This is a genomic window from Citrobacter freundii complex sp. CFNIH4 (assembly GCF_002934505.1).
Classification (GTDB): domain Bacteria; phylum Pseudomonadota; class Gammaproteobacteria; order Enterobacterales; family Enterobacteriaceae; genus Citrobacter; species Citrobacter freundii.
Genome location: NZ_CP026231.1, coordinates 4,938,738 through 4,961,238 on the forward strand (window position 1 = coordinate 4,938,738; position 22,501 = coordinate 4,961,238).

26 protein-coding genes are annotated in these 22,501 nt (G+C 52.8%); 16 read left to right on the forward strand and 10 right to left on the reverse strand.

The genetic code is table 11. From position 1 onward, the window contains the following. The first annotated feature begins 7 nt into the window (after positions 1–7). The 4 genes from ulaC to C2U41_RS25190 are packed head-to-tail and all read left to right on the forward strand — an operon-like array spanning position 8 to position 2,688. Complete coding sequence (gene ulaC / locus C2U41_RS25175; protein ID WP_003025658.1) at positions 8–475, forward strand: PTS ascorbate transporter subunit IIA; 468 nt, start codon at positions 8–10, stop codon at positions 473–475. Between the two features lie 12 nt (positions 476–487). Next, on the forward strand, positions 488–1,138 hold the full coding sequence (gene ulaD / locus C2U41_RS25180; protein ID WP_103848375.1) for a 3-keto-L-gulonate-6-phosphate decarboxylase UlaD: 651 nt from the start codon (positions 488–490) through the stop codon (positions 1,136–1,138). A 9-nt stretch (positions 1,139–1,147) separates the two neighbouring features. Beyond that, the gene (locus C2U41_RS25185; RefSeq protein ID WP_032937760.1) at positions 1,148–2,002 is read left to right on the forward strand and encodes an L-ribulose-5-phosphate 3-epimerase; all 855 of its coding nucleotides are present in this window, start codon (positions 1,148–1,150) and stop codon (positions 2,000–2,002) included. Continuing rightward, complete coding sequence (locus tag C2U41_RS25190; protein WP_003839510.1) at positions 2,002–2,688, forward strand: L-ribulose-5-phosphate 4-epimerase; 687 nt, start codon at positions 2,002–2,004, stop codon at positions 2,686–2,688. Before C2U41_RS25185 ends, C2U41_RS25190 begins: the two co-directional genes overlap by 1 nt. A 132-nt stretch (positions 2,689–2,820) precedes the next feature. Here C2U41_RS25190 and yjfY read toward each other — a convergent pair whose 3' ends face one another. Further along, positions 2,821–3,096, reverse strand: coding sequence for a DUF1471 family protein YjfY (gene yjfY / locus C2U41_RS25195; RefSeq protein WP_003025668.1), 276 nt, complete (start codon positions 3,094–3,096; stop codon positions 2,821–2,823). Between the two features lie 298 nt (positions 3,097–3,394). Here yjfY and C2U41_RS25200 point away from each other — a divergent pair, with 298 nt between their 5' ends. The 6 genes from C2U41_RS25200 to C2U41_RS25225 all read left to right on the forward strand — a co-directional run bounded on the left by C2U41_RS25200 (position 3,395) and on the right by C2U41_RS25225 (position 6,823). Beyond that, positions 3,395–4,159, forward strand: coding sequence for a TSUP family transporter (locus tag C2U41_RS25200; protein ID WP_032937757.1), 765 nt, complete (start codon positions 3,395–3,397; stop codon positions 4,157–4,159). A 158-nt stretch (positions 4,160–4,317) separates the two neighbouring features. Next, positions 4,318–4,713, forward strand: coding sequence for a 30S ribosomal protein S6 (gene rpsF / locus C2U41_RS25205; protein WP_003025672.1), 396 nt, complete (start codon positions 4,318–4,320; stop codon positions 4,711–4,713). Positions 4,714–4,719: 6 nt separating this feature from the next. Then, positions 4,720–5,034, forward strand: a complete 315-nt coding sequence (priB, locus tag C2U41_RS25210) for a primosomal replication protein N (protein ID WP_003025674.1) — start codon at positions 4,720–4,722, stop codon at positions 5,032–5,034. A 4-nt stretch (positions 5,035–5,038) separates the two neighbouring features. Continuing rightward, positions 5,039–5,266 carry a 30S ribosomal protein S18 gene (gene rpsR, locus C2U41_RS25215; protein WP_000135199.1) on the forward strand — a complete coding sequence of 76 codons (228 nt, stop codon included), beginning with the start codon at positions 5,039–5,041 and terminating at the stop codon, positions 5,264–5,266. 41 nt (positions 5,267–5,307) lie between these two features. Then, on the forward strand, positions 5,308–5,757 hold the full coding sequence (gene rplI, locus C2U41_RS25220; RefSeq protein WP_003025676.1) for a 50S ribosomal protein L9: 450 nt from the start codon (positions 5,308–5,310) through the stop codon (positions 5,755–5,757). Between the two features lie 142 nt (positions 5,758–5,899). Then, a complete protein-coding gene (locus C2U41_RS25225) occupies positions 5,900–6,823 on the forward strand; it encodes a DMT family transporter (protein ID WP_060855406.1) in 924 nt (307 codons plus the stop codon). 29 nt (positions 6,824–6,852) lie between these two features. Here the strand turns inward: C2U41_RS25225 and C2U41_RS25230 are convergent, their stop codons facing one another. Then, the gene (locus C2U41_RS25230) at positions 6,853–7,503 is read right to left on the reverse strand and encodes a LysM-like peptidoglycan-binding domain-containing protein (protein WP_060855407.1); all 651 of its coding nucleotides are present in this window, start codon (positions 7,501–7,503) and stop codon (positions 6,853–6,855) included. Positions 7,504–7,722: 219 nt separating this feature from the next. On the opposite strand from C2U41_RS25230, the gene fklB reads away from it, so the two are divergent. Continuing rightward, positions 7,723–8,343 (forward strand): FKBP-type peptidyl-prolyl cis-trans isomerase, encoded by a 621-nt coding sequence (gene fklB, locus C2U41_RS25235; RefSeq protein WP_060855486.1) that lies wholly within the window; start codon positions 7,723–7,725, stop codon positions 8,341–8,343. Between the two features lie 309 nt (positions 8,344–8,652). Then, on the forward strand, positions 8,653–10,062 hold the full coding sequence (gene cycA / locus C2U41_RS25240; RefSeq protein ID WP_003025688.1) for a D-serine/D-alanine/glycine transporter: 1,410 nt from the start codon (positions 8,653–8,655) through the stop codon (positions 10,060–10,062). An 82-nt stretch (positions 10,063–10,144) separates the two neighbouring features. Here the strand turns inward: cycA and ytfE are convergent, their stop codons facing one another. Beyond that, positions 10,145–10,807, reverse strand: a complete 663-nt coding sequence (gene ytfE, locus C2U41_RS25245; RefSeq protein ID WP_003025690.1) for an iron-sulfur cluster repair protein YtfE — start codon at positions 10,805–10,807, stop codon at positions 10,145–10,147. A gap of 245 nt (positions 10,808–11,052) precedes the next feature. Here ytfE and C2U41_RS25250 point away from each other — a divergent pair, with 245 nt between their 5' ends. Next, complete coding sequence (locus C2U41_RS25250) at positions 11,053–12,606, forward strand: methyl-accepting chemotaxis protein (protein WP_003844953.1); 1,554 nt, start codon at positions 11,053–11,055, stop codon at positions 12,604–12,606. Between the two features lie 63 nt (positions 12,607–12,669). On the opposite strand, the gene C2U41_RS25255 is transcribed toward C2U41_RS25250, so the two are convergent. The 3 genes from C2U41_RS25255 to C2U41_RS25265 all read right to left on the reverse strand — a co-directional run bounded on the left by C2U41_RS25255 (position 12,670) and on the right by C2U41_RS25265 (position 15,466). Continuing rightward, on the reverse strand, positions 12,670–13,635 hold the full coding sequence (locus C2U41_RS25255; protein ID WP_044699168.1) for a DMT family transporter: 966 nt from the start codon (positions 13,633–13,635) through the stop codon (positions 12,670–12,672). Between the two features lie 76 nt (positions 13,636–13,711). Beyond that, a complete protein-coding gene (locus C2U41_RS25260; RefSeq protein WP_044699214.1) occupies positions 13,712–14,536 on the reverse strand; it encodes an AraC family transcriptional regulator in 825 nt (274 codons plus the stop codon). 81 nt (positions 14,537–14,617) lie between these two features. Then, entirely contained in the window at positions 14,618–15,466 is an 849-nt protein-coding gene (locus tag C2U41_RS25265) for an SDR family oxidoreductase (protein ID WP_103848376.1), read from the reverse strand. Between the two features lie 90 nt (positions 15,467–15,556). On the opposite strand from C2U41_RS25265, the gene C2U41_RS25270 reads away from it, so the two are divergent. Next, positions 15,557–15,937 carry a winged helix-turn-helix transcriptional regulator gene (locus tag C2U41_RS25270; RefSeq protein WP_003839526.1) on the forward strand — a complete coding sequence of 127 codons (381 nt, stop codon included), beginning with the start codon at positions 15,557–15,559 and terminating at the stop codon, positions 15,935–15,937. 99 nt (positions 15,938–16,036) lie between these two features. On the opposite strand, the gene cpdB is transcribed toward C2U41_RS25270, so the two are convergent. Then, entirely contained in the window at positions 16,037–17,980 is a 1,944-nt protein-coding gene (cpdB, locus tag C2U41_RS25275) for a 2',3'-cyclic-nucleotide 2'-phosphodiesterase (protein ID WP_044699166.1), read from the reverse strand. 188 nt (positions 17,981–18,168) lie between these two features. Here cpdB and cysQ point away from each other — a divergent pair, with 188 nt between their 5' ends. Next, entirely contained in the window at positions 18,169–18,909 is a 741-nt protein-coding gene (gene cysQ / locus C2U41_RS25280) for a 3'(2'),5'-bisphosphate nucleotidase CysQ (protein ID WP_003025705.1), read from the forward strand. Here cysQ and C2U41_RS25285 read toward each other — a convergent pair. After that, positions 18,899–19,456 (reverse strand): YtfJ family protein, encoded by a 558-nt coding sequence (locus C2U41_RS25285; RefSeq protein WP_003025707.1) that lies wholly within the window; start codon positions 19,454–19,456, stop codon positions 18,899–18,901. The two genes, cysQ and C2U41_RS25285, sit on opposite strands and share 11 nt — an antisense overlap. Before the next feature lie 328 nt (positions 19,457–19,784). Between C2U41_RS25285 and C2U41_RS25295 the strand changes: the two genes are divergently transcribed. Beyond that, positions 19,785–19,991, forward strand: a complete 207-nt coding sequence (locus C2U41_RS25295; RefSeq protein WP_003025710.1) for a DUF1107 domain-containing protein — start codon at positions 19,785–19,787, stop codon at positions 19,989–19,991. Positions 19,992–20,057: 66 nt separating this feature from the next. Here the strand turns inward: C2U41_RS25295 and C2U41_RS25300 are convergent, their stop codons facing one another. Both C2U41_RS25300 and msrA read right to left on the reverse strand, forming a co-directional pair. Next, positions 20,058–21,398, reverse strand: a complete 1,341-nt coding sequence (locus C2U41_RS25300) for a hemolysin family protein (protein WP_003025713.1) — start codon at positions 21,396–21,398, stop codon at positions 20,058–20,060. Positions 21,399–21,672: 274 nt separating this feature from the next. After that, positions 21,673–22,311 (reverse strand): peptide-methionine (S)-S-oxide reductase MsrA, encoded by a 639-nt coding sequence (msrA, locus tag C2U41_RS25305; protein WP_003025715.1) that lies wholly within the window; start codon positions 22,309–22,311, stop codon positions 21,673–21,675. Between the last annotated feature and the right edge of the window lie 190 nt (positions 22,312–22,501).

Here is a 22,501-nt window from a genome sequence, read left to right on the forward strand (position 1 = left end):
GCGGCATATGAAATTACGTGACTCGCTGGCAGACAATAGTTCCATCCTTTTGCAAGCCGAGGCCAGTACCTGGCAGGAAGCGGTAAAGCTTGGCGTGGATCTGCTGGTTAAGGCTGATGTGGTTGAACCACGCTACTACCAGGCCATCCTTGATGGCGTTGAGCAGTTTGGCCCGTACTTTGTGATTGCGCCAGGCCTGGCGATGCCGCACGGCCGTCCGGAGGAAGGGGTCAAGAAAACCGGTTTTGCGCTGGTGACGCTGAAAACGCCGCTGGTGTTTAACCACGAAGATAACGACCCGGTCGATATTCTGATAACGATGGCGGCAGTTGATGCCAACACACATCAGGAAGTGGGCATCATGCAGATCGTGAATCTCTTTGATGACGAAGCCAATTTCGACCGTTTACGCGCCTGCCGCACCGCGCAGGAAGTGTTGGATTTAATTGATAACGCCACTGCGGCGGCTGTTTAAAAGGATACCAAAATGTCATTACCTATGTTGCAGGTTGCGCTGGATAACCAATCAATGTCTTCCGCGTATGAAACGACGCGTCTGATTGCCGAAGAGGTCGATATCATTGAGGTGGGCACTATTCTTTGCGTGGCAGAGGGCGTGCGCGCCGTTCGCGATCTGAAAGCGCTTTACCCACATAAAATTGTACTGGCGGACGCCAAAATTGCCGATGCGGGGAAAATCCTCTCCCGCATGTGTTTCGAAGCCAACGCTGACTGGGTCACCGTCATCTGTTGTGCCGATATCAACACCACCAAGGGTGCGCTGGAGGTGGCGAAAGAATTTAACGGTGATGTACAGATTGAACTGACTGGTTACTGGACCTGGGAGCAGGCGCAAGAGTGGCGTGACGCAGGGATTGGGCAAGTTGTATATCACCGCAGTCGTGATGCGCAGGCGGCGGGCGTGACGTGGGGAGAAGCGGATATCAGCGCGATCAAGCGTCTGTCCGAGATGGGCTTTAAAGTCACCGTCACCGGCGGTCTGGCGCTGGAAGATCTGCCGCTGTTCCAGGGAATTCCGATTCACGTCTTTATTGCCGGCCGCAGTATTCGCGATGCCGCCTCTCCGGTGGAAGCGGCCCGTCAGTTCAAACGTTCTATCGCCCAACTGTGGGGATAAGGAGCGACTATGTTGTCGAAACAGGTCCCGCTCGGTATTTATGAAAAAGCACTCCCCGGCGGGGAGTGCTGGCTGGAACGCTTGCAACTAGCGAAGGAACTGGGCTTTGACTTTGTCGAAATGTCGGTTGATGAAACCGACGCTCGCCTGGCGCGTCTTGACTGGAACCGCGAGCAGCGACTGGCGCTGGTGGCCGCTATCGCCGACACCGGGATACGGGTACCGTCCATGTGCCTGAGCGCTCATCGTCGTTTTCCGCTTGGTAGTGAAGATGATGCGGTACGCGAACAGGGGCTGGAGATCATGCGTAAAGCCATTCAGTTTGCGCAGGATATCGGTATTCGCGTTATTCAAATGGCGGGTTACGACGTTTATTACCAGCAGGCCAATAACGAAACGCGTCGTCGGTTCCGCGATGGGCTGAAAGAGAGCGTAGAGATGGCGAGCCGTGCACAGGTGACGCTGGCGATGGAAATCATGGATTATCCACTGATGAATTCGATCAGTAAGGCACTGGGATACGCCCACTATCTCAACAATCCGTGGTTCCAGCTGTATCCCGATATTGGCAATTTATCGGCGTGGGATAACGACGTGCAGATGGAGCTGCAGGCGGGAATGGGCCATATAGTTGCCGTACACGTGAAAGATACCAAACCCGGCGTATTCAAAAATGTGCCGTTTGGTGAAGGGGTTGTCGATTTCGAACGTTGTTTTGCGACGCTCAAACAGAGTGGGTATTGCGGGCCATACCTGATTGAGATGTGGAGCGAAACGTCGGACGACCCGGCACGTGAAGTGGCGAAGGCGCGCGACTGGGTGAAAGCGCGTATGGCCAACGCGGGCCTGGTGGAGGCAGTGTAATGCAAAAACGTAAACAGCAGGTTTTTGAGGCCAACATGGATCTGCCGCGCTACGGGCTGGTGACGTTTACCTGGGGTAACGTCAGCGCCATCGACCGCGAACGCGGGCTGGTGGTGATCAAGCCCAGCGGCGTCGACTACCAAACAATGACAGTGGATGACATGGTGGTTGTGGATCTGCACGGTAATGTGGTGGAGGGACGCTATCGTCCTTCTTCCGATACCGCCACCCATCTGGCGCTGTATCGCCGTTATTCCTCTCTCGGCGGCGTGGTGCATACCCACTCAACCCACGCAACGGCATGGGCGCAGGCAGGTCTGGCAATTCCTGCGCTCGGCACGACGCATGCTGACTACTTCTTTGGCGATATTCCCTGTACCCGGGCTTTAACTGAAGCTGAAGTTCAGGAGGAGTATGAACTTAATACCGGTAGGGTGATTATTGAAACGCTCGGGGAGGTGGAACCTTTACATACGCCTGGCGTAGTGGTGTACCAACATGGCCCGTTTGCCTGGGGCAAAGATGCTCACGACGCGGTACATAACGCTGTGGTGATGGAAGAGGTGGCAAAAATGGCATGGATTGCGCGTGGCATTAATCCGGCGCTCAGCCCCATCGACAGTTACCTGATGAATAAGCACTTCATGCGTAAGCACGGCCCAAATGCCTATTACGGCCAGAAGTAAGAAAAAACGTTCCGGAGCCAACTCTTCATGGGGATGAGATCGGTCTGGCTTCGGGATTGTTTTGCAAAAAAAAGCCCCCAGTGAAGGGGGCAAGTCAAACTGTGGCAATGTTCTCGTTGGTTGTTTCTGGTGCTAGCGATAAATATCTGCACTGGCGTGCATATTTCCGTTACTACCGGGTTCCCTGGTGAGGATCACGTGATAGTAGGTTGCGCCTTGCGCATCGGTTTCTTCATTCAGGGCCTGAGTGGCTTCACTTTCAGTGGCGAAGTTATGATTTATGTAAATAACGCCTAAGCTCTGCACATCATCCATATTCCTGGCCTGATGATTGTCAATTTTGATGGCTGCCGTTGCATTTGCACTGAGCAAAAGTACAGCCAGAAGGGTCAAAACACGGGCTCGCATATGTACCTCCTCGACTGCGGTCTCTGGTTAGCTCTCTCCTGTGAGTGGATAACTTCTGATTTAATTTTAACCGCTGCCGGCGCAGTCGATAGCGACCATTTCTGATGCAGTTGTTCAAAAAATTACCGCAAAGCCATCTTTTCTTTAATTAACAATCAGCTGATGCCTTCCGCTACGGTTAAAAATACCTGCCTTACGCGCATAAGCTCTTACCAAATAGTCAATTTAATCGGGTGAGTACGCCGTTTATAGTGAGCCAGATAATTAATATAACTTTATGATAATTAGGCAAAAACTTATGGATACTTCATTCATGGATTTCAGCTATTTCGTGATTATGTTTATGGTCGCGCTGGTGGCTGGCTTTATTAACGTGGTGTCGGGCGGCGGTGGTTTTCTCTCTATTGGCGCTCTCTTAATTTCTGGTTTACCCCCGGCTAATGCGCTGGCAACCAATAAAATTCAGGCACTGGGTAGCTCGCTAACCTCCGGAATTTACTTTTTACGCCGGGGACATATTAATGTGCAGGAGCACAAATATGTCTTTTTATCTGCCTTTATCGGTTCTGCGATGGGCACAACGCTTATCCAGTTTATTGAACCGGACGTGTTGAAGAAACTGCTGCCGATCCTGATTATCGCGGTCGCTATCTACTTTATTTCTGCGCCTAATCTTAGCGAACCGAAAAGGAAGCAGCAGGTATCCCTGTTTCTCTTCTCGTTGATCTGCGGGGGAGGTATTGGGTTTTATGATGGTTTTCTCGGTGCCGGGGCCGGCTCCTTTTATACGCTCTGCTATATCCTGCTGTGGGGGTACAGTATCGATAAAGCGCAAATCCACTCGAATTTTATCAACCTGGCGTCGAACATTGCCTCGATTCTGTTCTTCATTTTCGGCGGTAAAATGATCTGGTCGCTGGGGCTGGTGATGTTTGTCGGGCAATCCCTTGGCGCACGTCTGGGTGCGACAGTCGTACTGACGCGCGGCAAGAAAGTCATCCGACCCATGATTGTCATCGTCTCTATTTGTATCAGCGTCAAAATGCTGCTGGATATGTATTAATGGCGACATGATAAATAATCGTACAAGCACCTTGAGTTTAACTGCTGACCCCAGTATTATGACGCGTCATTTTTCAGCCGACCTTTAACACGTTCCTTGCCTCCATGGGCCTCGGCTGACCCAGACAGGAGGCTGAATAATCCGTAAGGAGCAATTCGATGCGTCATTACGAAATCGTTTTTATGGTCCATCCTGACCAGAGCGAACAGGTTCCGGGTATGATCGAACGCTACACTGCTGCCATCACTGGTGCAGAAGGCACGATCCACCGTCTGGAAGACTGGGGCCGCCGTCAGCTGGCTTACCCGATCAACAAACTGCACAAAGCTCACTACGTTCTGATGAACGTTGAAGCGCCGCAGGAAGTGATCGATGAGCTGGAAACTACCTTCCGCTTCAACGATGCCGTTATCCGCAGCATGGTTATGCGTACTAAACACGCTGTTACCGAAGCATCTCCGATGGTTAAAGCGAAAGACGAGCGCCGTGAGCGTCGCGATGATTTCGCTAACGAAACCGCAGATGATGCTGAAGCTGGGGATTCTGAAGAGTAATTTCTGATGACCAACCGTCTGGCGTTGTCCGGCACCGTGTGCAGGGCTCCCCTTCGAAAGGTCAGTCCATCAGGAATTCCTCATTGCCAGTTCGTGCTTGAGCATCGTTCTGTGCAGGAGGAAGCCGGGTTTCACCGGCAGGCGTGGTGCCAAATGCCCGTTATTATTAGCGGACACGAAAACCAGGCCATTACTCACAGTATAACGGTCGGTAGCGCAGTGACCGTTCAGGGGTTCATCTCTTGCCACAAGGCAAAGAACGGCCTGAGCAAAATGGTTCTGCATGCCGAGCAGATTGAATTGATAGATTCTGGAGACTAGCCATATGGCACGTTATTTCCGTCGTCGCAAGTTCTGCCGTTTCACCGCGGAAGGCGTTCAAGAGATCGACTATAAAGATATCGCTACGCTGAAAAACTACATCACCGAAAGCGGTAAGATTGTCCCAAGCCGTATCACCGGTACCCGTGCAAAATACCAGCGTCAGCTGGCTCGCGCTATCAAACGCGCTCGCTACCTGTCCCTGCTGCCGTACACTGATCGTCATCAGTAATCGGTCACGGTCCATTAATACGACTTTGAGAGGATAAGGTAATGCAAGTTATTCTGCTTGATAAAGTAGCAAACCTGGGTAGCCTGGGTGATCAGGTTAACGTTAAAGCGGGCTATGCTCGTAACTTCCTGGTACCACAGGGTAAAGCTGTTCCTGCTACCAAGAAAAACGTTGAATTTTTCGAAGCGCGTCGCGCTGAGCTGGAAGCTAAACTGGCTGACGTTCTGTCCGCTGCTGAAGCTCGTGCTGAGAAAATCAACGCACTGGAAACCGTAACCATCGCGTCTAAAGCTGGCGACGAAGGTAAACTGTTCGGTTCCATCGGTACTCGCGACATCGCTGACGCTGTAACTGCAGCTGGCGTTGAAGTAGCTAAGAGCGAAGTTCGTCTGCCGAACGGCGTTCTGCGTACCACTGGTGAGCACGAAGTGAGCTTCCAGGTTCACAGCGAAGTGTTTGCTAAGCTGACTGTAAACGTAGTTGCAGAATAAGTTTTTATTCTGATGACCGCGTAAAAGCGCCGGCCCTGTGCCGGCGTTTTGCTTTTCTGTTCCCCCGCTTTTCTCTCTGGCTATTCTTTATCCTTTTCGGGATAATCACAAAAATAAAACATTATTTCAAAGTGGTGATGGAATGGAACCAACGCACCAACCTCTGTTTGCGCGTAAAAATGTTGTCTATCTGAGCGCGGCGTTCTGCTGCCTGCTGTGGGGGAGCGCCTATCCGGCGATCAAAAGCGGATATGAGATCTTCCAGATTGCCACGGATGACATTCCCTCAAAGATTGTCTTTGCCGGATATCGCTTTCTGTTTGCGGGAATATTGCTGCTACTGTTGGCGCTGGCACAGCGAAAACCGATTGGCCGGTTAAGCCCGCGTCAGTATGGCCAACTCACGCTGTTGGGGCTGACACAAACCTCGCTGCAATACATCTTCTTCTATATCGGCCTGGCGTTCACGACGGGGGTGAAAGGGTCCATTATGAATGCGACCGGGACCTTCTTCAGCGTGCTACTGGCCCATTTTATCTACCATAATGACAAACTGAGCTACAACAAAGCGCTGGGCTGTATCCTCGGCTTTGCTGGGGTGATGGTAGTGAACTTTAGCAGCGGAATGGATTTTAGTTTCAGCCTGTTAGGAGACGGCTCAGTAGTGATGGCGGCCTTTATTCTTTCTGCTGCCACGCTATATGGAAAACGTATTTCTCAGACGGTGGACCCGACGGTAATGACAGGGTACCAGTTGGGCGGTGGCGGTCTGGCGTTGGTTATCGGTGGCTACGCTTTTGGCGGCACGCTGACCGTACACGGTGCGTCTTCGGTAGCAATTCTGGGCTACCTGACGTTACTCTCTTCGGTCGCCTTTGCCTTGTGGAGTATTCTGCTCAAGCATAATCGTGTGGGGATGATTGCGCCGTTTAACTTCCTGATCCCGGTTTCGGGGGCGGTGCTGTCGGCGATATTCCTCGGCGAAAACATTCTCGAATGGAAATACGCACTGGCGCTGGTGCTGGTCTGTTCGGGGATCTGGTGGGTGAATAAGGTGAAGCGCTGACGCTTCACCTTGATGCCTGATGGCGCCGCTTAACGGGCGCGAATAAAACTGCCGTTAGGCTGGCGGGTGAACAGAACCTGCTGGCCATTCCCGGTATCAATGGTTAATCCCGTCACCACGCCATTGGCATTCTGCCTGATCTGCACCATCTGACCGTCTTTCAGGTTGCTTAGCGGTTTTCCCACGCCTTCAACCTGCGCCATTGCATACACATCGGTTGGCGGGAGGTTATGGTCACGGAAGACCTGGGCCAGCGTTTTGCCCGAGTCTACGCGATAAGAGCGCCACTGTTGCTCAATTCCGCTATCCTGTTGGAAAGGTTGCGTCTGCGGCTGAGATTGCTGAGCCTGCGGCTGCGCATCAGGTTCTCCTTCCTGGATTGGCTCTGGAGCAACCGGAGCGACCTGGCCGGGATCGTTTTGCGGGGCGACTAACTGTGCCTGTAGCTGAGCCTCGGTTGGTGGCTGCGACTGTGACTGTAAATCCAGCTGGGCAGTACGCGTCACCACAGGGGCATCGCTGGTGTCACTGGAAGGAAGCAGGAAACCTATCACCAGCACGATAGCAGCAATAATAATGCCGCGGCGGTGCATAGGCGGTAGCGGATCCATAATGCGAAAATTGTCCGGTGCATGCCAGATTTTCGCCAGGGTTGGTTTTAATTCAAAGCGCCCGGGCATGGCTTTCCTCCTGCTCCGCGTCTCGTTCCTCGATCATAGAGTATAGATGGCTAACGCTATGATGTTCGTCATATTACCCGCTTTCGTGACGTCAACGCGGGATATTCCTATTGTTTATGTTTCCTCGCGATTTGTCATCTGTTCCCGAGACAAAGTTTTACCGGATGCGGCATGGCTGATATGCTGCCCGCTACTTTACATCCGATGAAAGGAAATATGATGGCTAACCCGAATTTTGACACTATCGAAGCGCAAGCAAGCTATGGCATTGGTTTGCAGGTAGGACAACAGCTGAGCGAATCCGGACTGGAAGGACTGTTGCCTGAAGCGCTGGTAGCGGGTATCGCTGACGCGCTGGAAGGTAAGCACCCGGCAGTGCCGGTTGATGTTGTGCATCGCGCGCTGCGTGAAATCCATGAACGCGCTGATGCAGTACGTCGCGAACGCTTCCAGGCTATGGCGGCTGATGGCGTCAAATATCTGGAAGAAAACCGTGAGAAAGAGGGTGTGAACAGCACTGAATCCGGTTTGCAGTTCCGTGTTCTGACTCAGGGCGAAGGGGCTATTCCGGCGCGTACTGACCGCGTTCGCGTGCATTATACCGGTAAACTGATCGACGGTACCGTGTTTGACAGCTCTGTCGCACGTGGCGAACCGGCTGAATTCCCGGTTAACGGCGTAATCCCTGGTTGGATTGAAGCACTGACCCTGATGCCGGTAGGTTCGAAATGGGAACTGACTATTCCTCAGGAACTGGCTTACGGCGAGCGTGGTGCTGGCGCGTCCATTCCTCCGTTCAGCACGCTGGTGTTCGACGTTGAGCTGCTTGAGATCCTGTAAGCAGTGACTTCTGTTCCCCCCGAGGTCGGGGGGAACAAATAAATAGCGTGAAAAGCTATAGTTACGTCGTTGTCGATATTTTATCTTGCAAATGCCGCATCAGCGTGTATTTTTGTGAGCTGATTCGCGCTATCAGAGTGATATGACACTCACTTTAAACATTAAATTAACATTATATCTAAATCTTAGTGTTCATCCCGCCAATTCTTACCTAATATCGATGAGTCCTGATAACAGGATCGTCGTATCATAGACACACTAAAGGCCGTAGAGCCTGAACAACACAGACAGGTACAGGAAGAAAAAAACATGGTAGATCAGGTAAAAGTCGACACCGCTGAAGAGGCGTCGTCTGAACAGTCGCTACGGCGCAATCTCACAAACCGTCATATTCAACTTATTGCTATTGGTGGTGCTATCGGTACTGGCCTGTTTATGGGCTCCGGTAAAACCATCAGTCTCGCCGGACCGTCGATCATCTTTGTATATATGATCATCGGTTTTATGCTGTTTTTCGTGATGCGGGCAATGGGTGAATTGCTGCTCTCGAATCTGGAGTACAAATCGTTTAGTGATTTCGCCTCCGACCTGCTCGGGCCATGGGCCGGGTATTTTACCGGCTGGACCTACTGGTTCTGCTGGGTCGTTACTGGGATGGCAGACGTTGTCGCGATTACCGCGTATGCGCAATTCTGGTTCCCCGAACTGTCAGATTGGGTCGCCTCGCTGGCGGTGATTGTGCTGCTGCTGAGCCTCAACCTCGCCACCGTAAAAATGTTCGGTGAGATGGAGTTCTGGTTTGCGATGATCAAAATCGTCGCCATCATCGGCCTGATTGTCGTCGGTCTGGTGATGGTGCTGACGCACTTCCAGTCGCCAACCGGCGTTCAGGCATCGTTCACGCATCTGTGGAATGACGGTGGCTGGTTCCCGAAAGGTCTGAGCGGCTTCTTTGCCGGCTTCCAGATAGCGGTATTCGCGTTTGTGGGTATTGAGCTGGTGGGAACGACCGCCGCGGAAACCAAGGATCCTGAGAAATCTCTGCCGCGCGCCATTAACTCGATTCCAATCCGTATTATCATGTTCTACGTGTTCGCGCTGATCGTGATTATGTCCGTAACGCCGTGGAGCTCGGTAGTACCAACCAAGAGCCCATTCGTTGAACTGTTTGTGCTGGTTGGTCTGCCTGCTGCGGCGAGCCTGATCAACTTTGTGGTTCTGACTTCAGCTGCCTCTTCCGCAAACAGCGGCGTGTTCTCTACCAGCCGTATGCTGTTCGGCCTGGCGCAGGAAGGCGTTGCGCCTAAAGCATTTGCCAAGCTGTCTAAACGCGCAGTTCCGGCGAAGGGTTTAACCTTCTCCTGTATCTGTCTGTTGGGCGGCGTGGTGATGCTGTACGTGAACCCGAGCGTGATTGGCGCGTTCACCATGATCACCACCGTGTCGGCGATTCTGTTCATGTTCGTCTGGACCATCATTCTTTGCTCGTACCTGGTGTACCGCAAGCAACGTCCTCACCTGCATGAAAAATCAATCTACAAGATGCCGTTAGGCAAGCTGATGTGCTGGGTATGTATGGCGTTCTTCGTCTTCGTACTGGTACTGCTGACGCTGGAAGATGATACCCGTCAGGCGTTGATGGTGACGCCGCTGTGGTTCATCGCGTTGGGTCTGGGCTGGTTGTTTATCGGTAAGAAACGTATGGCGGGTATGCGTTAAGCGTTGTCATATCGGACACAAAAAAGGCCACATAAGCAGTGGCCGAATTCGGACTTCAGGAAGGCGCTCTCGGGCGCCTTTTTTATTCACCTGCGAGGGCACGCGGGAACAACACATTGTTTTCCAGGCTGATGTGTTCCATCAGGTCATCGATCATTTCGTTAATGCCGTTATACATGGCTTTCCAGGTGGTGCAGGCTTCTGGCGGCGGCGTCACGTTGTGGGTGATGTGTTTGATCACTTCCACCAGTTCACCCGCATCGTCATGTTCGCTTTCCATCACGCTGATTGGCCCCATCGCCTGACTACCCATGCCCTGTTTGATCATCGGGAACAGGATCTGCTCTTCTTTCATCATGTGGCTGGACAGCTCTTCATGCAGCATGGTCAGGTTTTTCGCCAGACCGCGCGGTACGTTCGGTTTGTCTGCGTGAACGCGTTCAACTTTTGTGGCCTGCAGGATCAGCTCCGGCAGCTGTTCGCGGTGTCTGTCGTGATAACGCACGATGATATGGTCGATGATTTCAGCCAGAGCCACGGTACGCCAGTCTTTCTCCAGCGGCTGTTCAGCCAGCTGCGCGAGCTGTGCCTCAATAACGTCTAAATCCAGCTCTTTACGCGCGGCAGCGCGTGCCAGCGTTTGCTTACCGCCGCAGCAGTAATCCATATCGTATTTACGAAACAGGGCCGAAGCGCGAGGAATAGAGAGCGCCAGTTCACCTAAAGGTTGATCGCGATAAGACATTGCCGTTACCTCATTCTCAATAATATAAGATGTATTTTAAATACAACTTATGGCGAAGGATATAACCCTTTCGGGGTGGGGTGTTTTGTGATGAACGTCACGAAAATTTCTTATTTCGTTAAGGTGCTGAATCTTATTGGAAAGGTGAGGGGCGGCGAAAAAAGCGGCTCGACAGGATTAAATAAGCGCACGCCGCTGCCGATAGTTAGACCTCAGACAATACCTGCATAATAAAAAGGCTACAGATGTTCAAACGAATCAAAGTGATAACCTTACTTATCACCGTGTTACTCGCCCTGGGCGCAATGCAGCTCATCTCTGCGGGCGTCTTTATTGGCGCGCTCAATAACGATAAGCAGAACTTTAACGTGTCTCAACTTTCCAGCCAGAATGTGGCCGAGTTTACCGATGCGTGGATTAGCCTGAACCAGGCTCGCGTCACGCTCAACCGGGGCATGCTGCGTTTACAGGGAACGATGGCCAGCGAGATTAACGGCGGTCAGTTGAAGGAGCTGGTGAACACAGCAAATCGCCTGTTGGCCGAATCGAAAGAGCATTACGATAAATACTACGCTCTACCGGAAACGCCGGGGTTGGATGAGCATCTGGCCGATCGACTGGAAGAACAGTACGGCATCTATTCTGCGACGCTGGCAAAAATGAACGCGCTGCTGGCTGAAGGAAAGCTGGAAGAGATGTTCAAGCAGAACGCCGAGCAAAAGCAAACGGCCATGCAGGAAGTTTATCGGGAATGGCGTAGCGCGCAAACGGCGCTGGCCACTGCCGGGGTACAGGACAATGAGAGTGACTACCAGAAGATAATCTGGCTACTGTCCGCGGTGATGCTGATTGTCGTCACCGTAATTATCGCCAGTTGGCTGGCGATGCAGCGAGTGCTGCTCAAGCCGCTCCACGAGGTGATGGGACATATTCGCCATATTGCCGCAGGTGATTTGACTCACCGCATCAACGCCGATGGCAGTAATGAAATGGCGCTGCTGGCAGGCAACGTCCGCGACATGCAGCAGGCGCTGGCGAACACGGTCAGCGTGGTGCGTGACGGGGCTGACACCATCTATACCGGCGCGGGTGAAATTGCCGCTGGCAGTAACGATCTCTCTTCACGTACCGAACAGCAGGCCGCCTCTCTGGAGGAGACCGCAGCCAGCATGGAACAACTTACTGCAACCGTGAGACAGAACGCAGATAACGCGCGTCAGGCGACCAGCCTGGCAAAAAATGCTTCGCAGACGGCGCAGAAAGGCGGAACCGTGGTTGATGGCGTGGTGCGTACGATGGATGAAATCGCCACCAGTTCCAGCAAAATTGCGCAAATTACTACTGTTATCGACGGTATTGCTTTCCAGACCAACATCCTGGCGCTGAACGCGGCGGTAGAAGCGGCGCGAGCGGGCGAACAGGGGCGTGGCTTTGCTGTAGTCGCAGGCGAGGTGCGCACGCTGGCGCAGCGTAGCGCTCAGGCGGCAAAAGAAATTAAGGCGTTGATTGATGACTCAGGGAATCGGGTCAATGCCGGTACGGCGCTGGTGCATGAGGCGGGTGAGACGATGGCGGAAATTGTCAGTGCCGTCACCCAGGTTACCGATATTATGGGAGAAATTGCGTCGGCCTCTGATGAACAGAGTCGGGGTATCGATCAGGTCGGTCAGGCGGTGGCTGAGATGGATCGCGTCACGCAGCAAAACGCCTCGCTGGTGGAGGAATCCGCTTCCGCCGCAGCCGCGCTCGAAGAGCAGGCCGCACGGTTGAACCAGACGGTGGCGGTGTTTAAAGTTTAACGTCTGCTCCGGCCTACAAGATATTATCCAGTAGGCCGGATAAGCGGAGCACCATCCGGCACATTATGATTGTGGTACCACGACGACGCTCGGTTTCTGCGGCTTGGCTCTGACGGCTATCACTACCCCAACCATCAGCAGCGTAATACCGCTTACCGTCAGCAGCGGCGGAAATTCCTGGCGCAGTATAAAGGTGTACAGCAAACCAGCCAGCGTTTCGAAGACAATCAACGGGCCGAGGATCACCGTCGGCAGCTTCTGGCTGGCGACGTTCCAGCACAGTGCGCCAACCCAAGAACACAATACCGCAATGGCTATCATCAGGCCGATAAACACGGCTGGACGCGGACCGAAGGGCAGAGCAAAGTCCGGCGTTTGCCCGTTCAGCCACAGGCAGGCGGCAATATAGCCGAGCAGAGAAACAGGCAGCGTCACCAGTGCCTGGGCCGTCGCCCACATCATCGGGTGCTTATCCGGATTCTCGCGCAGCCAGCGGGCATTACGCAGCGCATACCACGCCCAACACACCACCGAAATCAGCGCCAGTGCGATGCCAGAGCCATATCGCCAGCCGCTAAAGTCAGGGAGTCCCTGATTCAGCTCCGAGATATTCACGCACAGCAGGCCTGTACCAATCAACACCAGCGCAGGCGACAAACGCCACCATGATAATTTGCCGTCACGCTGGCTGTAGAGCAGGTTAGCGAAGACCGGGATCACCACCGGCAATGTACCAATAATCATGGTGGAGACCGGTGCGCCGGTGCGCTGGATAGCGCTTGCCAGGCAAACGTAATAAATCAGATTCCCCATCATTGTTAGCGTCAGCGCAGTTAACCAGTCTTTCCGCCCGAGTTGACGCAGGCGCACACGTCCCAGCCAGGCAATCGGCAATGCGATCAGCCCCAGCGCCAGATAGCGCCCCATCGACTGCAATACCGCCGGGTATTCCGGTACGATCAGCGGTCCAACAAAAATTAATCCCCACATCAGCCCGGCCAGCAGGGCATACAACACACCGCTAATCATTTTTGATATCCACATCGCTTAACAATACGTCGAGTGTAGGCAGGAAAAATGCTGCCGTATTGTATGAGATTGCTGATCAACGCCGGACGACTTGTTTCTGATATCGCACTGGCGTAATGCCGTAGCGATGGGTAAACGCGCGGGTGAGATGCGACTGGTCGGTGAGGCCGGTTGCGGCGGCGACCTCTGCGGCGGGCATACCGCAAGTGAGAAAACCTTTGGCTCGCCACAGGCGGATCGCCATCAACATCTGGTGCGGCGTGACGTGGAAATGAGATTTAAACTGGCGCTGAAAATGCCAGGGACTCAGCGATGCAACCCGCGCCAGCTCGTCGAGCGTGACCGGATGCATATAATTATCGTGCAGATACTCGCGTACTCGTTCAAAGCGATGCGCCCCCTCCGGCAAAACCGGTGCATGGCGGGCCAGCGGCTGGAACGTGTCGATCAGATCGAGCAATAGTCCTTTTTGCGCCAACGGATCTTCCGTGTTCCACAGGCCGTGGATCAGCGAGCAGATCTGGTGCGAGCGCAGCGGATCGTGACGCGTTACGTCATGAAACCACCAGTGGCGGATCCCTGTGACCTCTTCCAGAAGATCGGGCTCAAGATAAATCATCCGATAGCGCCAGCCATCGGCGGTTTCGGCCTCGCCGGTGTGCAGCTCATCGGGATTCATGGTTACGACGGAATGGGCGGGGGCCACGTACTGCGTGCCGCGATAACGAAAACGTTCGGCTCCGGCTTCTATCGCGCCAATGCCGAATGCTTCATGTGTGTGCGGCTCAAAGGCGTAACGTGAGATGTGCGCATGATACAGCTCTACGCCCGGCACCTGCGCCAGATGGCGAAAGCGGGCGCTGTCTTTCTCATCAATAAACTGCTCAGGTACACCTTGCACGTTTTCTCTCCCCACGCATCATCCTGTCATTATCAGAGAGGATGCGCGGGGATGCCACCACAATTAACTAATTTTTAACACTTACAAGATGTCTTTGACGCTGTCAGCCAGCGAGGTGGTCGGGCGACCAATCAGTTTGCTCAGCGTATGGCTGTCGTCGAACAGACCGCCTTTGGAGGCGCCAGTGTCTGAGTCAGCCAGCATGTCCGCCAGTCCGGCAGGCAGACCTACACCTTTTAGCGCGGCGGCAAAATCAGCTTCGCTCAGGTTCTGATACACCACTTTTTTACCACTCTGTTTTGCCAGCTCGGCAGCCAACTGGCTCAGGGTCCAGCCTGCGTCGCCCGCCAGCTCATAGGTTTTACCGGCGTGACCGTCTTCACTGATGACGCGCGCGGCGGCAGCGGCATAGTCGGCGCGGGTCGCTGAGGCAATTTTGCCTTCATCTGCAGCCCCGATAAACACGCCATGTTCCAGAGCAGCCGGTGCGCTGGCGAGATAGTTTTCGGTGTACCAACCGTTACGCAGTAGCGCGTAGGCGATACCGGATTCAGCCAGCATCTGCTCGGTTGCCACATGCTCATCAGCCAGCCCCAGCGGGGAGGTGTCAGCGTGCAGCAGGCTGGTGTAGGCGATAAATTTCACGTGAGCGGCTTTCGCTGCATTAATCACGTTGCGATGCTGCGGGGCACGTTGTCCCACTTCGCTGGAGGAGATCAGCAGTAGCTTGTCGATACCCTGTAAGGCAGTTGTAAAGGCGGCTTCATCGCTGTAATCCGCCTGACGAACGGTAATGCCCTGCTGACTAAGCGCCGTCGCTTTAGCGGGATTACGCACGATTGCCACAATCTGGCTGGCAGGAACGGTTTTCAGCAGAGATTCAATAACGTGTTGGCCCAGTTGGCCGGTGGCGCCGGTAATCGCGATCATGGGGTGACTCCTTGGTATTGGTCTTGTGTTTAATCACGCTAACACCTAAACTTACTTTTAGTAAGTACGTACAAAAAGGTTAGTATGAAAATGACAGCTTCGACGCTCTCCCAGCAGTTACGCGATGGCAACTTGTTTGCCGAACAGTGTCCCTCCCGCGAGGTGTTAAAACACGTCACCAGCCGATGGGGTGTATTGATTCTGGTGGCGCTGCGCGACGGTACGCACCGTTTCAGCGATTTGCGCCGTAAGATGGGCGGGGTCAGTGAAAAGATGCTGGCGCAATCTCTGCAGGCGCTGGAGCAGGACGGGTTTATCAACCGGGTATCGTATCCTGTCGTACCGCCGCATGTGGAGTACAGCCTGACGCAGTTGGGTGAGCAGGTGAGCGATAAAGTCGCCGCGCTGGCGGACTGGATAGAACTGAATTTGCCGCAGGTTTTAGCGCAGCGGGAAGAGCGGGCGGCGTAAAGTATTGCCGGATGGCGGCTAACTCCTTATCCGGCCTACTGATTACTTCGACTCGTAGGCCGGATAAGACGCTATTGTGCGTCGCATCCGGCACGAAAATTACTTACTTAAATCCAGCTGGTAAATGGCGAAACCGATGTCATCGGTCGCGACTTTTTTCAGCGGATACTGTCCTTTCTCTTTAATAAACGCCGCGGCTTTATCAGACGGTGATGTTTCAAAGCGAATATCCAGTGGCGTATCGCTGTGAATTGGCGCCAGACGCCAGTTGTTATCTGCCGCCGGATGAATTTCACCGGCACGCTTCGTCTGTGCACCAATCCACGCGGCCAGCACCGAGCGGTTTTCATCCGGAGAAGCAAACGCGATGTGGTTGTCGCCGGTTCCGGCAAACTTACCGCCGTAGGCGCGGTAGTTGTTGGTCGCGACGAGGAAGGTAGCATTCGGATCGATTGGTTTGCCGTTAAAGGTCAGATTTTTAATACGTTCCGCTTTCGGATTAATGGTCTGACATTCCCCGTCGTAGCGGGCGGGTTGTGAAACATCAATCTGATAATTCACGCCATCAATCACGTCGAAATTATAGGTACGGAAGCCGTCCCAGTTAATCAACGACTGTGGTTTGCTGCTGTGGATATCAATCTGATTGAACTGCCCGGCGGAACATTCCAGCCACTCTTTCACCTCTTTACCGCTGGCTTTCACCACCACCAGAGTGTTGGGATAGAGATACAAATCAGCGGCGTTACGGAAGGTTAACTGGCCTTTTTCGACTTCTACAAAGCTGGCCGGATCGTTCTTACGCCCACCGACCTTAAACGGCGCGGCGGCGGAAAGTACCGGTAGTTTTGCCAGATCCGGATCGCCCTGAATAAAGTGTTCCACATAGGCTTTCTGCGCGTTGTTCACCACCTGTACGGTCGGATCATCCTGTACCAGCGCCAGATAGCTGTACATATTGTCGGCGGATTTACCGATCGGTTTGCTGACAAACTCACGCGTGGCGTCGTGATCGGCTTTCAGGATCTCAACGATTTTTTTGTCTTCTGCTGCCAGTGATTTTTTCGCTGCCGCGTCATAAATCGGACGTGCTTCGGCTTTCGCCTGGGTGACCTGCCATTTACCGCTGTCGTTATTCAGCACTAAATCCACCACCCCCAGATGATCGCCCCACATACCCGGCATCACCGCCGGAACCCCATTCAGCGTACCTTTTGCGATATCTGCACCTTTGATGTTGGCAAAGTCTTTACCAGGGAAAACGGCGTGAGCGTGGCCAAACATAATGGCATCCACGCCTGGGACTTCACTGAGGTAATAAACGGAGTTTTCCGCCATGGTTTGATACGGGTCGGCAGAAAGCCCGGAGTGAGCAACTACCACCACGACATCGGCACCTTTTTCTCGCATTTCGGGAACGTATTTGCGTGCAGTTTCGGTGATGTCGTTCACCGTCACTTTACCGCTGAGGTTGGCTTTATCCCAGGTCATGATCTGCGGCGGCACAAAACCGATATAGCCAATCTTCAGCGTCTGCTTGTTCCCTTCTTTGTCGACAACCTCAGTGTCTTTGATCAGATAAGGCGTAAACAGCGGCTTCTTGGTCTTAACGTCGATGATATTGGCATTAACGTAAGGGAACTTCGCCCCTGCCAGCGCGTTGTGCAGATACTCAAGGCCGTAGTTGAATTCATGGTTGCCGAGGTTACCCACCGCGTAATCCAGGGTATTCAGCGCCTTATATACCGGGTGAGTTTCGCCCGCTTTCAGCCCTTTGGCCGCCATGTAATCCCCGAGCGGGCTGCCCTGAATCAGATCGCCATTATCAACCAGCACGCTGTTTTTGACTTCTCCACGCGCAGCGTTGATAAGACTTGCCGTACGTACCAGACCGAATTTTTCAGTCGGTGTATCTTTGTAATAATCGAAATCCATCATATTGCTATGCAAATCAGTGGTTTCCATTATACGCAGATCGACGGTCGCGGCATTGACGCTGGCTGCAATCAGCGTTGCCAGAAGCGTTGCACTAAACTTAATCATCAGTGGCATCCTTTTAAGATCTAAGCCACAAAAGAAAATGTATATAAATCTTCTTGCTTACAGAACTGTGAATCATGACATGAATATAGCGTTTAAAACCGCAGACGCTATCACAGTTGGCGGATCCCCTGACGATCGGGTATAAGTAAAACAACGAGTTAACACCACTGACAGAAACGAGGTGGAGAATGCTAGAACATGTATGCCAGCTTGCACGGAACGCGGGCGATGCCATTATGCAGGTCTACGATGGAATCAAACCGATGGAGATTACCAGCAAGCAGGATGATTCTCCGGTCACGGCGGCGGATATCGCCGCGCACAAGGTGATCCTCGAGGGATTACTGGCGCTGACGCCGGATATTCCGGTTCTGTCTGAAGAGGCGCCTCCTGGCTGGGATGTTCGCCAGCACTGGCAGCGCTACTGGCTGGTGGACCCGCTGGACGGGACCAAAGAGTTCATTAAGCGTAACGGTGAATTTACCGTCAATATTGCGCTGATCGAGAAAGGAAAGCCGGTTCTGGGCGTGGTTTACGCGCCGGTAATGAAAGTGATGTACAGCGCAGCAGAAGGTAAAGCGTGGAAAGAAGAGTGCGGCGTACGTAAACAAATTCAGGTTCGTGACGCGCGTCCGCCGCTGGTGGTCATTAGCCGCTCGCATGCCGATAATGAATTAAAAGAGTATCTGCAACAGTTGGGCGAGCACCAGACCACGTCGATTGGCTCATCGTTGAAGTTCTGCCTGGTGGCGGAAGGGCACGCACAGCTGTACCCGCGTTTTGGGCCCACTAACGTATGGGACACCGCCGCGGGCCACGCTGTTGCCGCCGCAGCCGGAGCGCACGTTCACGACTGGCAGGGGAAACCTCTGGATTACACCCCACGTGAATCGTTCCTCAACCCCGGCTTCCGCGTATCTATTTACTGAGCAATTTGTGCAGCAGGGCAATTACCTGCTGCACCTCTTCCTGCGTTAATGCGCCATCTTTTGCCCACTGCACGCGTCCGTCCTTGTCGAGTACGACGATAGCGGAGCTCTCTTCATCCAGTTGCCAGGCTTTACGCGCAATGCCATTGCTGTCGACAATGAATTGCGACCACGGGTAGAGCTTCTTATTGCTCTCCAGACTGCTGCGCACAAACATACCGGAGCCGGGGATGGCGTCATCTGTGTTGACGATAGTGGTGGTCTGGTATTTGTCGTGCGGCAGGTTGGCGGCTTTGATTGCCTCGATCAGTGTCGCATTTTTCTCTTTGGCGGAGGTGCGTCCGGCAATGTGTTGCACAATTCGCACTTTCCCAGGCAACTGCGCGCTATTCCAGCTTTTGTAGCTAAACTTATCGTTATCGAGAATCAGTTCGCCGCGATCGGCGATCCCCACCGGTGGTACGCGTTGGTCAGTCTCAAACTTATGTGCGGAGGCAATCATCGGCAGCAGCAGAAACGACAGCGCCAACAGTTTTCGTAAGGTCATAGGTTTTCCTTCTTTCTTTTATTTTGCAGGTGATCCGACCACTTGGGTCTGGAATTTAATCATATGTGCGATTGATGCTTTTTCCCGCAAGCGCGATGCCAGTTTGCGGACGGGCGCACAAATCCTGCGAAAAATGAAGGCTTATACTGAAGACAGCGAAGCGTTGAAAAGATAATTCTGAATAATTGTAACCTGAAGGTAAATAAACTTATACACGCTGGAAACATCAACGAGATAGTCTATAGTCATAGGGCATTAAAATTTGCGCCTGAGGATTGTCGGACCGATTGTGGTACCGCAAAGGCGTAATGCTCAGCAGGAGACAACAATGAAAATTTTCCAACGATACAACCCGCTGCAGGTGGCGAAGTACGTGAAGATCCTGTTTCGTGGACGGTTATATATCAAGGATGTAGGCGCTTTTGAATTTGATAAGGGTAAGATTCTTATCCCAAAAGTGAAGGACAAGCTGCATTTTTCCGTGATGTCCGAAGTTAACCGTCAGGTCTTGCGTCTGCAAACTGAGATGGCTTGATCAAGTGCTATGCAGTAGTTAAAAAAACGGCTCTTGGACAGGAGCCGTTGATGTTTCTGTAAGGCGTTACGACGCCTTTGCCTCTTCTTTTGCATCTGGCAGTTTTGGTACCAGAACTGTAGGTTTGCTGTCCAGACGCGTCACCAGCAGCTGATCGATCTTGTAGTTATCGATATCCACCACTTCAAATTTGTAGCCAGAATACTTCACCGAGTCGGTGCGTTTCGGGATTTTACGCAGCATGAACATCATAAAGCCGCCGATGGTTTCATAGTTGCCGGACTGCGGGAACTCGTCGATATCCAGCACGCGCATAACGTCATCAATCGGCGTACCGCCATCAACCAACCATGAGTTCTCATCACGCGCCACAATCTGCTCTTCCAGACCCTGGCCAACTAAATCACCCATCAGCGTGGTCATCACGTCGTTAAGCGTGATAATTCCCACCACCAGCGCATACTCGTTCATGATGACGGCAAAGTCTTCGCCTGCGGTTTTGAAGCTTTCCAGTGCTTCAGAGAGCGTCAGCGTGTCCGGGACGATCAGCGTATTGCGGATCTGTACGCCGCTGTTCAGCGCCATGCTTTGGTTCGCCAGTACGCGGTTGAGGAGATCCTTTGAATCGACATAACCAATGATGTGGTCGATATCTTCGTTACACACCAGGAATTTGGAGTGCGGATGTTCCGCCACTTTGTTCTTCAGGCTTTGCTCATCTTCATGGAGATCGAACCAGATAATATTCTCGCGCGAGGTCATTGAAGACGGGACGGTACGCGATTCCAGTTCGAACACATTTTCAATCAGCTCATGCTCCTGTTTGCGCAGAACACCCGCCAGCGCACCGGCTTCGACCACGGCGTAAATGTCGTCTGAGGTGATGTCGTCTTTTCGCACCATTGGGATCTTAAACAGACGGAAAATGTTGTTTGCCAGACCGTTAAAGAACCACACCAGCGGGCGGAAGACCAGCAGGCAGAAGCGCATCGGGTTGATGATACGCAAAGCCACAGCTTCTGGCGCAATCATACCGATGCGTTTCGGGGTTAAATCCGCGAACAGGATGAACAGGCCAGTAACCAGCGAGAATGACAGAATAAAGCTTAACTGTTCGGACAGCTCTGGAGCGAAGTACTTCGAGAAAAGGCTGTAAAACGCCGGGGAGAATGCTGCATCACCGACGATACCGCCGAGAATGGCGACCGCGTTAAGGCCAATTTGCACGACGGTAAAAAACATGCCGGGGTTTTCCTGCATCTTCAAAACACGTTGTGCGTTTACGTTGCCTTCATCGGCAAGCAGTTTAAGTTTTATTTTGCGTGATGCAGCAAGCGAGATCTCAGATATCGAGAAAAACGCACTCACGGCGATCAGGCAGAGAATGACTAAAATACTGTTTAACATATCTTATCTGACCGTTCAGGTCAGATCCTCGGAAGGGAGAAGTTGATACTCGTCGTCTTTCAAGCTGCAGGTGCGTTAGCTGCACTCATTCACCCCAGTCACATAGTTATCTATGCTCCTGGGGATTCACGAGTTTGCCGCCTGCCTGCAACTCGAAATCCATAGAGTATAAATCCAATGGAATATTCAATGAAAACCGGTCCGAAGGGAGTGGACCGGTAATTTCAGAAGCTAGTATAGCGTAAGGTACTGTAAAGTCGCCAGAGGGGGAAAATTATCCTTGTGGCGGCAGGCAAACGCCAATCCCGCCAATGCCACAATATCCATAAGGATTTTTATGCAGATATTGCTGGTGATCGTCCTCGGCATAGTAGAAAGGCGTTGCCGTAGTGATTTCTGTGGTAATGGTGCGCTCGTCGCCTGCGGCGGTCATTGCTGCCTGAAAACGCTCAAGGCTGGCCTGTGCGGCGGCGGTTTGTTCCGGCGTTAACGGGTAAATGGCGGAGCGATACTGCGTACCCTGGTCGTTCCCCTGACGCATGCCCTGCGCCGGATCGTGATTTTCCCAGAACACCTGCAGCAGTTGTTCGTAGCTGATAACATGCGGGTCATAGACGATGCGTACCGCTTCGGCATGTCCAGTGTCGCCAGAACACACTTCCCGATAGGTTGGGTTTGGGGTGTAGCCGCCGGTGTATCCGGCTGCCGTGCTGTATACACCGGGTAATGACCAGAATAAACGCTCAACGCCCCAGAAACATCCCATGGCGAAATAAGCGGTCTCCATACCGTCGGGCACGTTGGTCATCGAATGTTGGTTAACCGCATGCAGCGTTGCCACTGGCATCGGGGTGTTGCGTCCAGGTAGCGCATCTGCTTGAGTAACAAGATGCTTTCTATCAAATAAACTCATGGCCGTTCTCCCGAAATCAGTCATTTGGGTTAAGGTTGTAACGAGACGCGTCTTTGCCCACAATAAACGGCGTGAATACGTCTAGAGTTAAACATAAGAAATATTTGGGTTGCCGTCTGTTTTTCAACTCTTATTGTTGATTTTTTGTTAAGCCGAGGAACGGCATAGTATTTTTTTCCAGGGGTGGGAA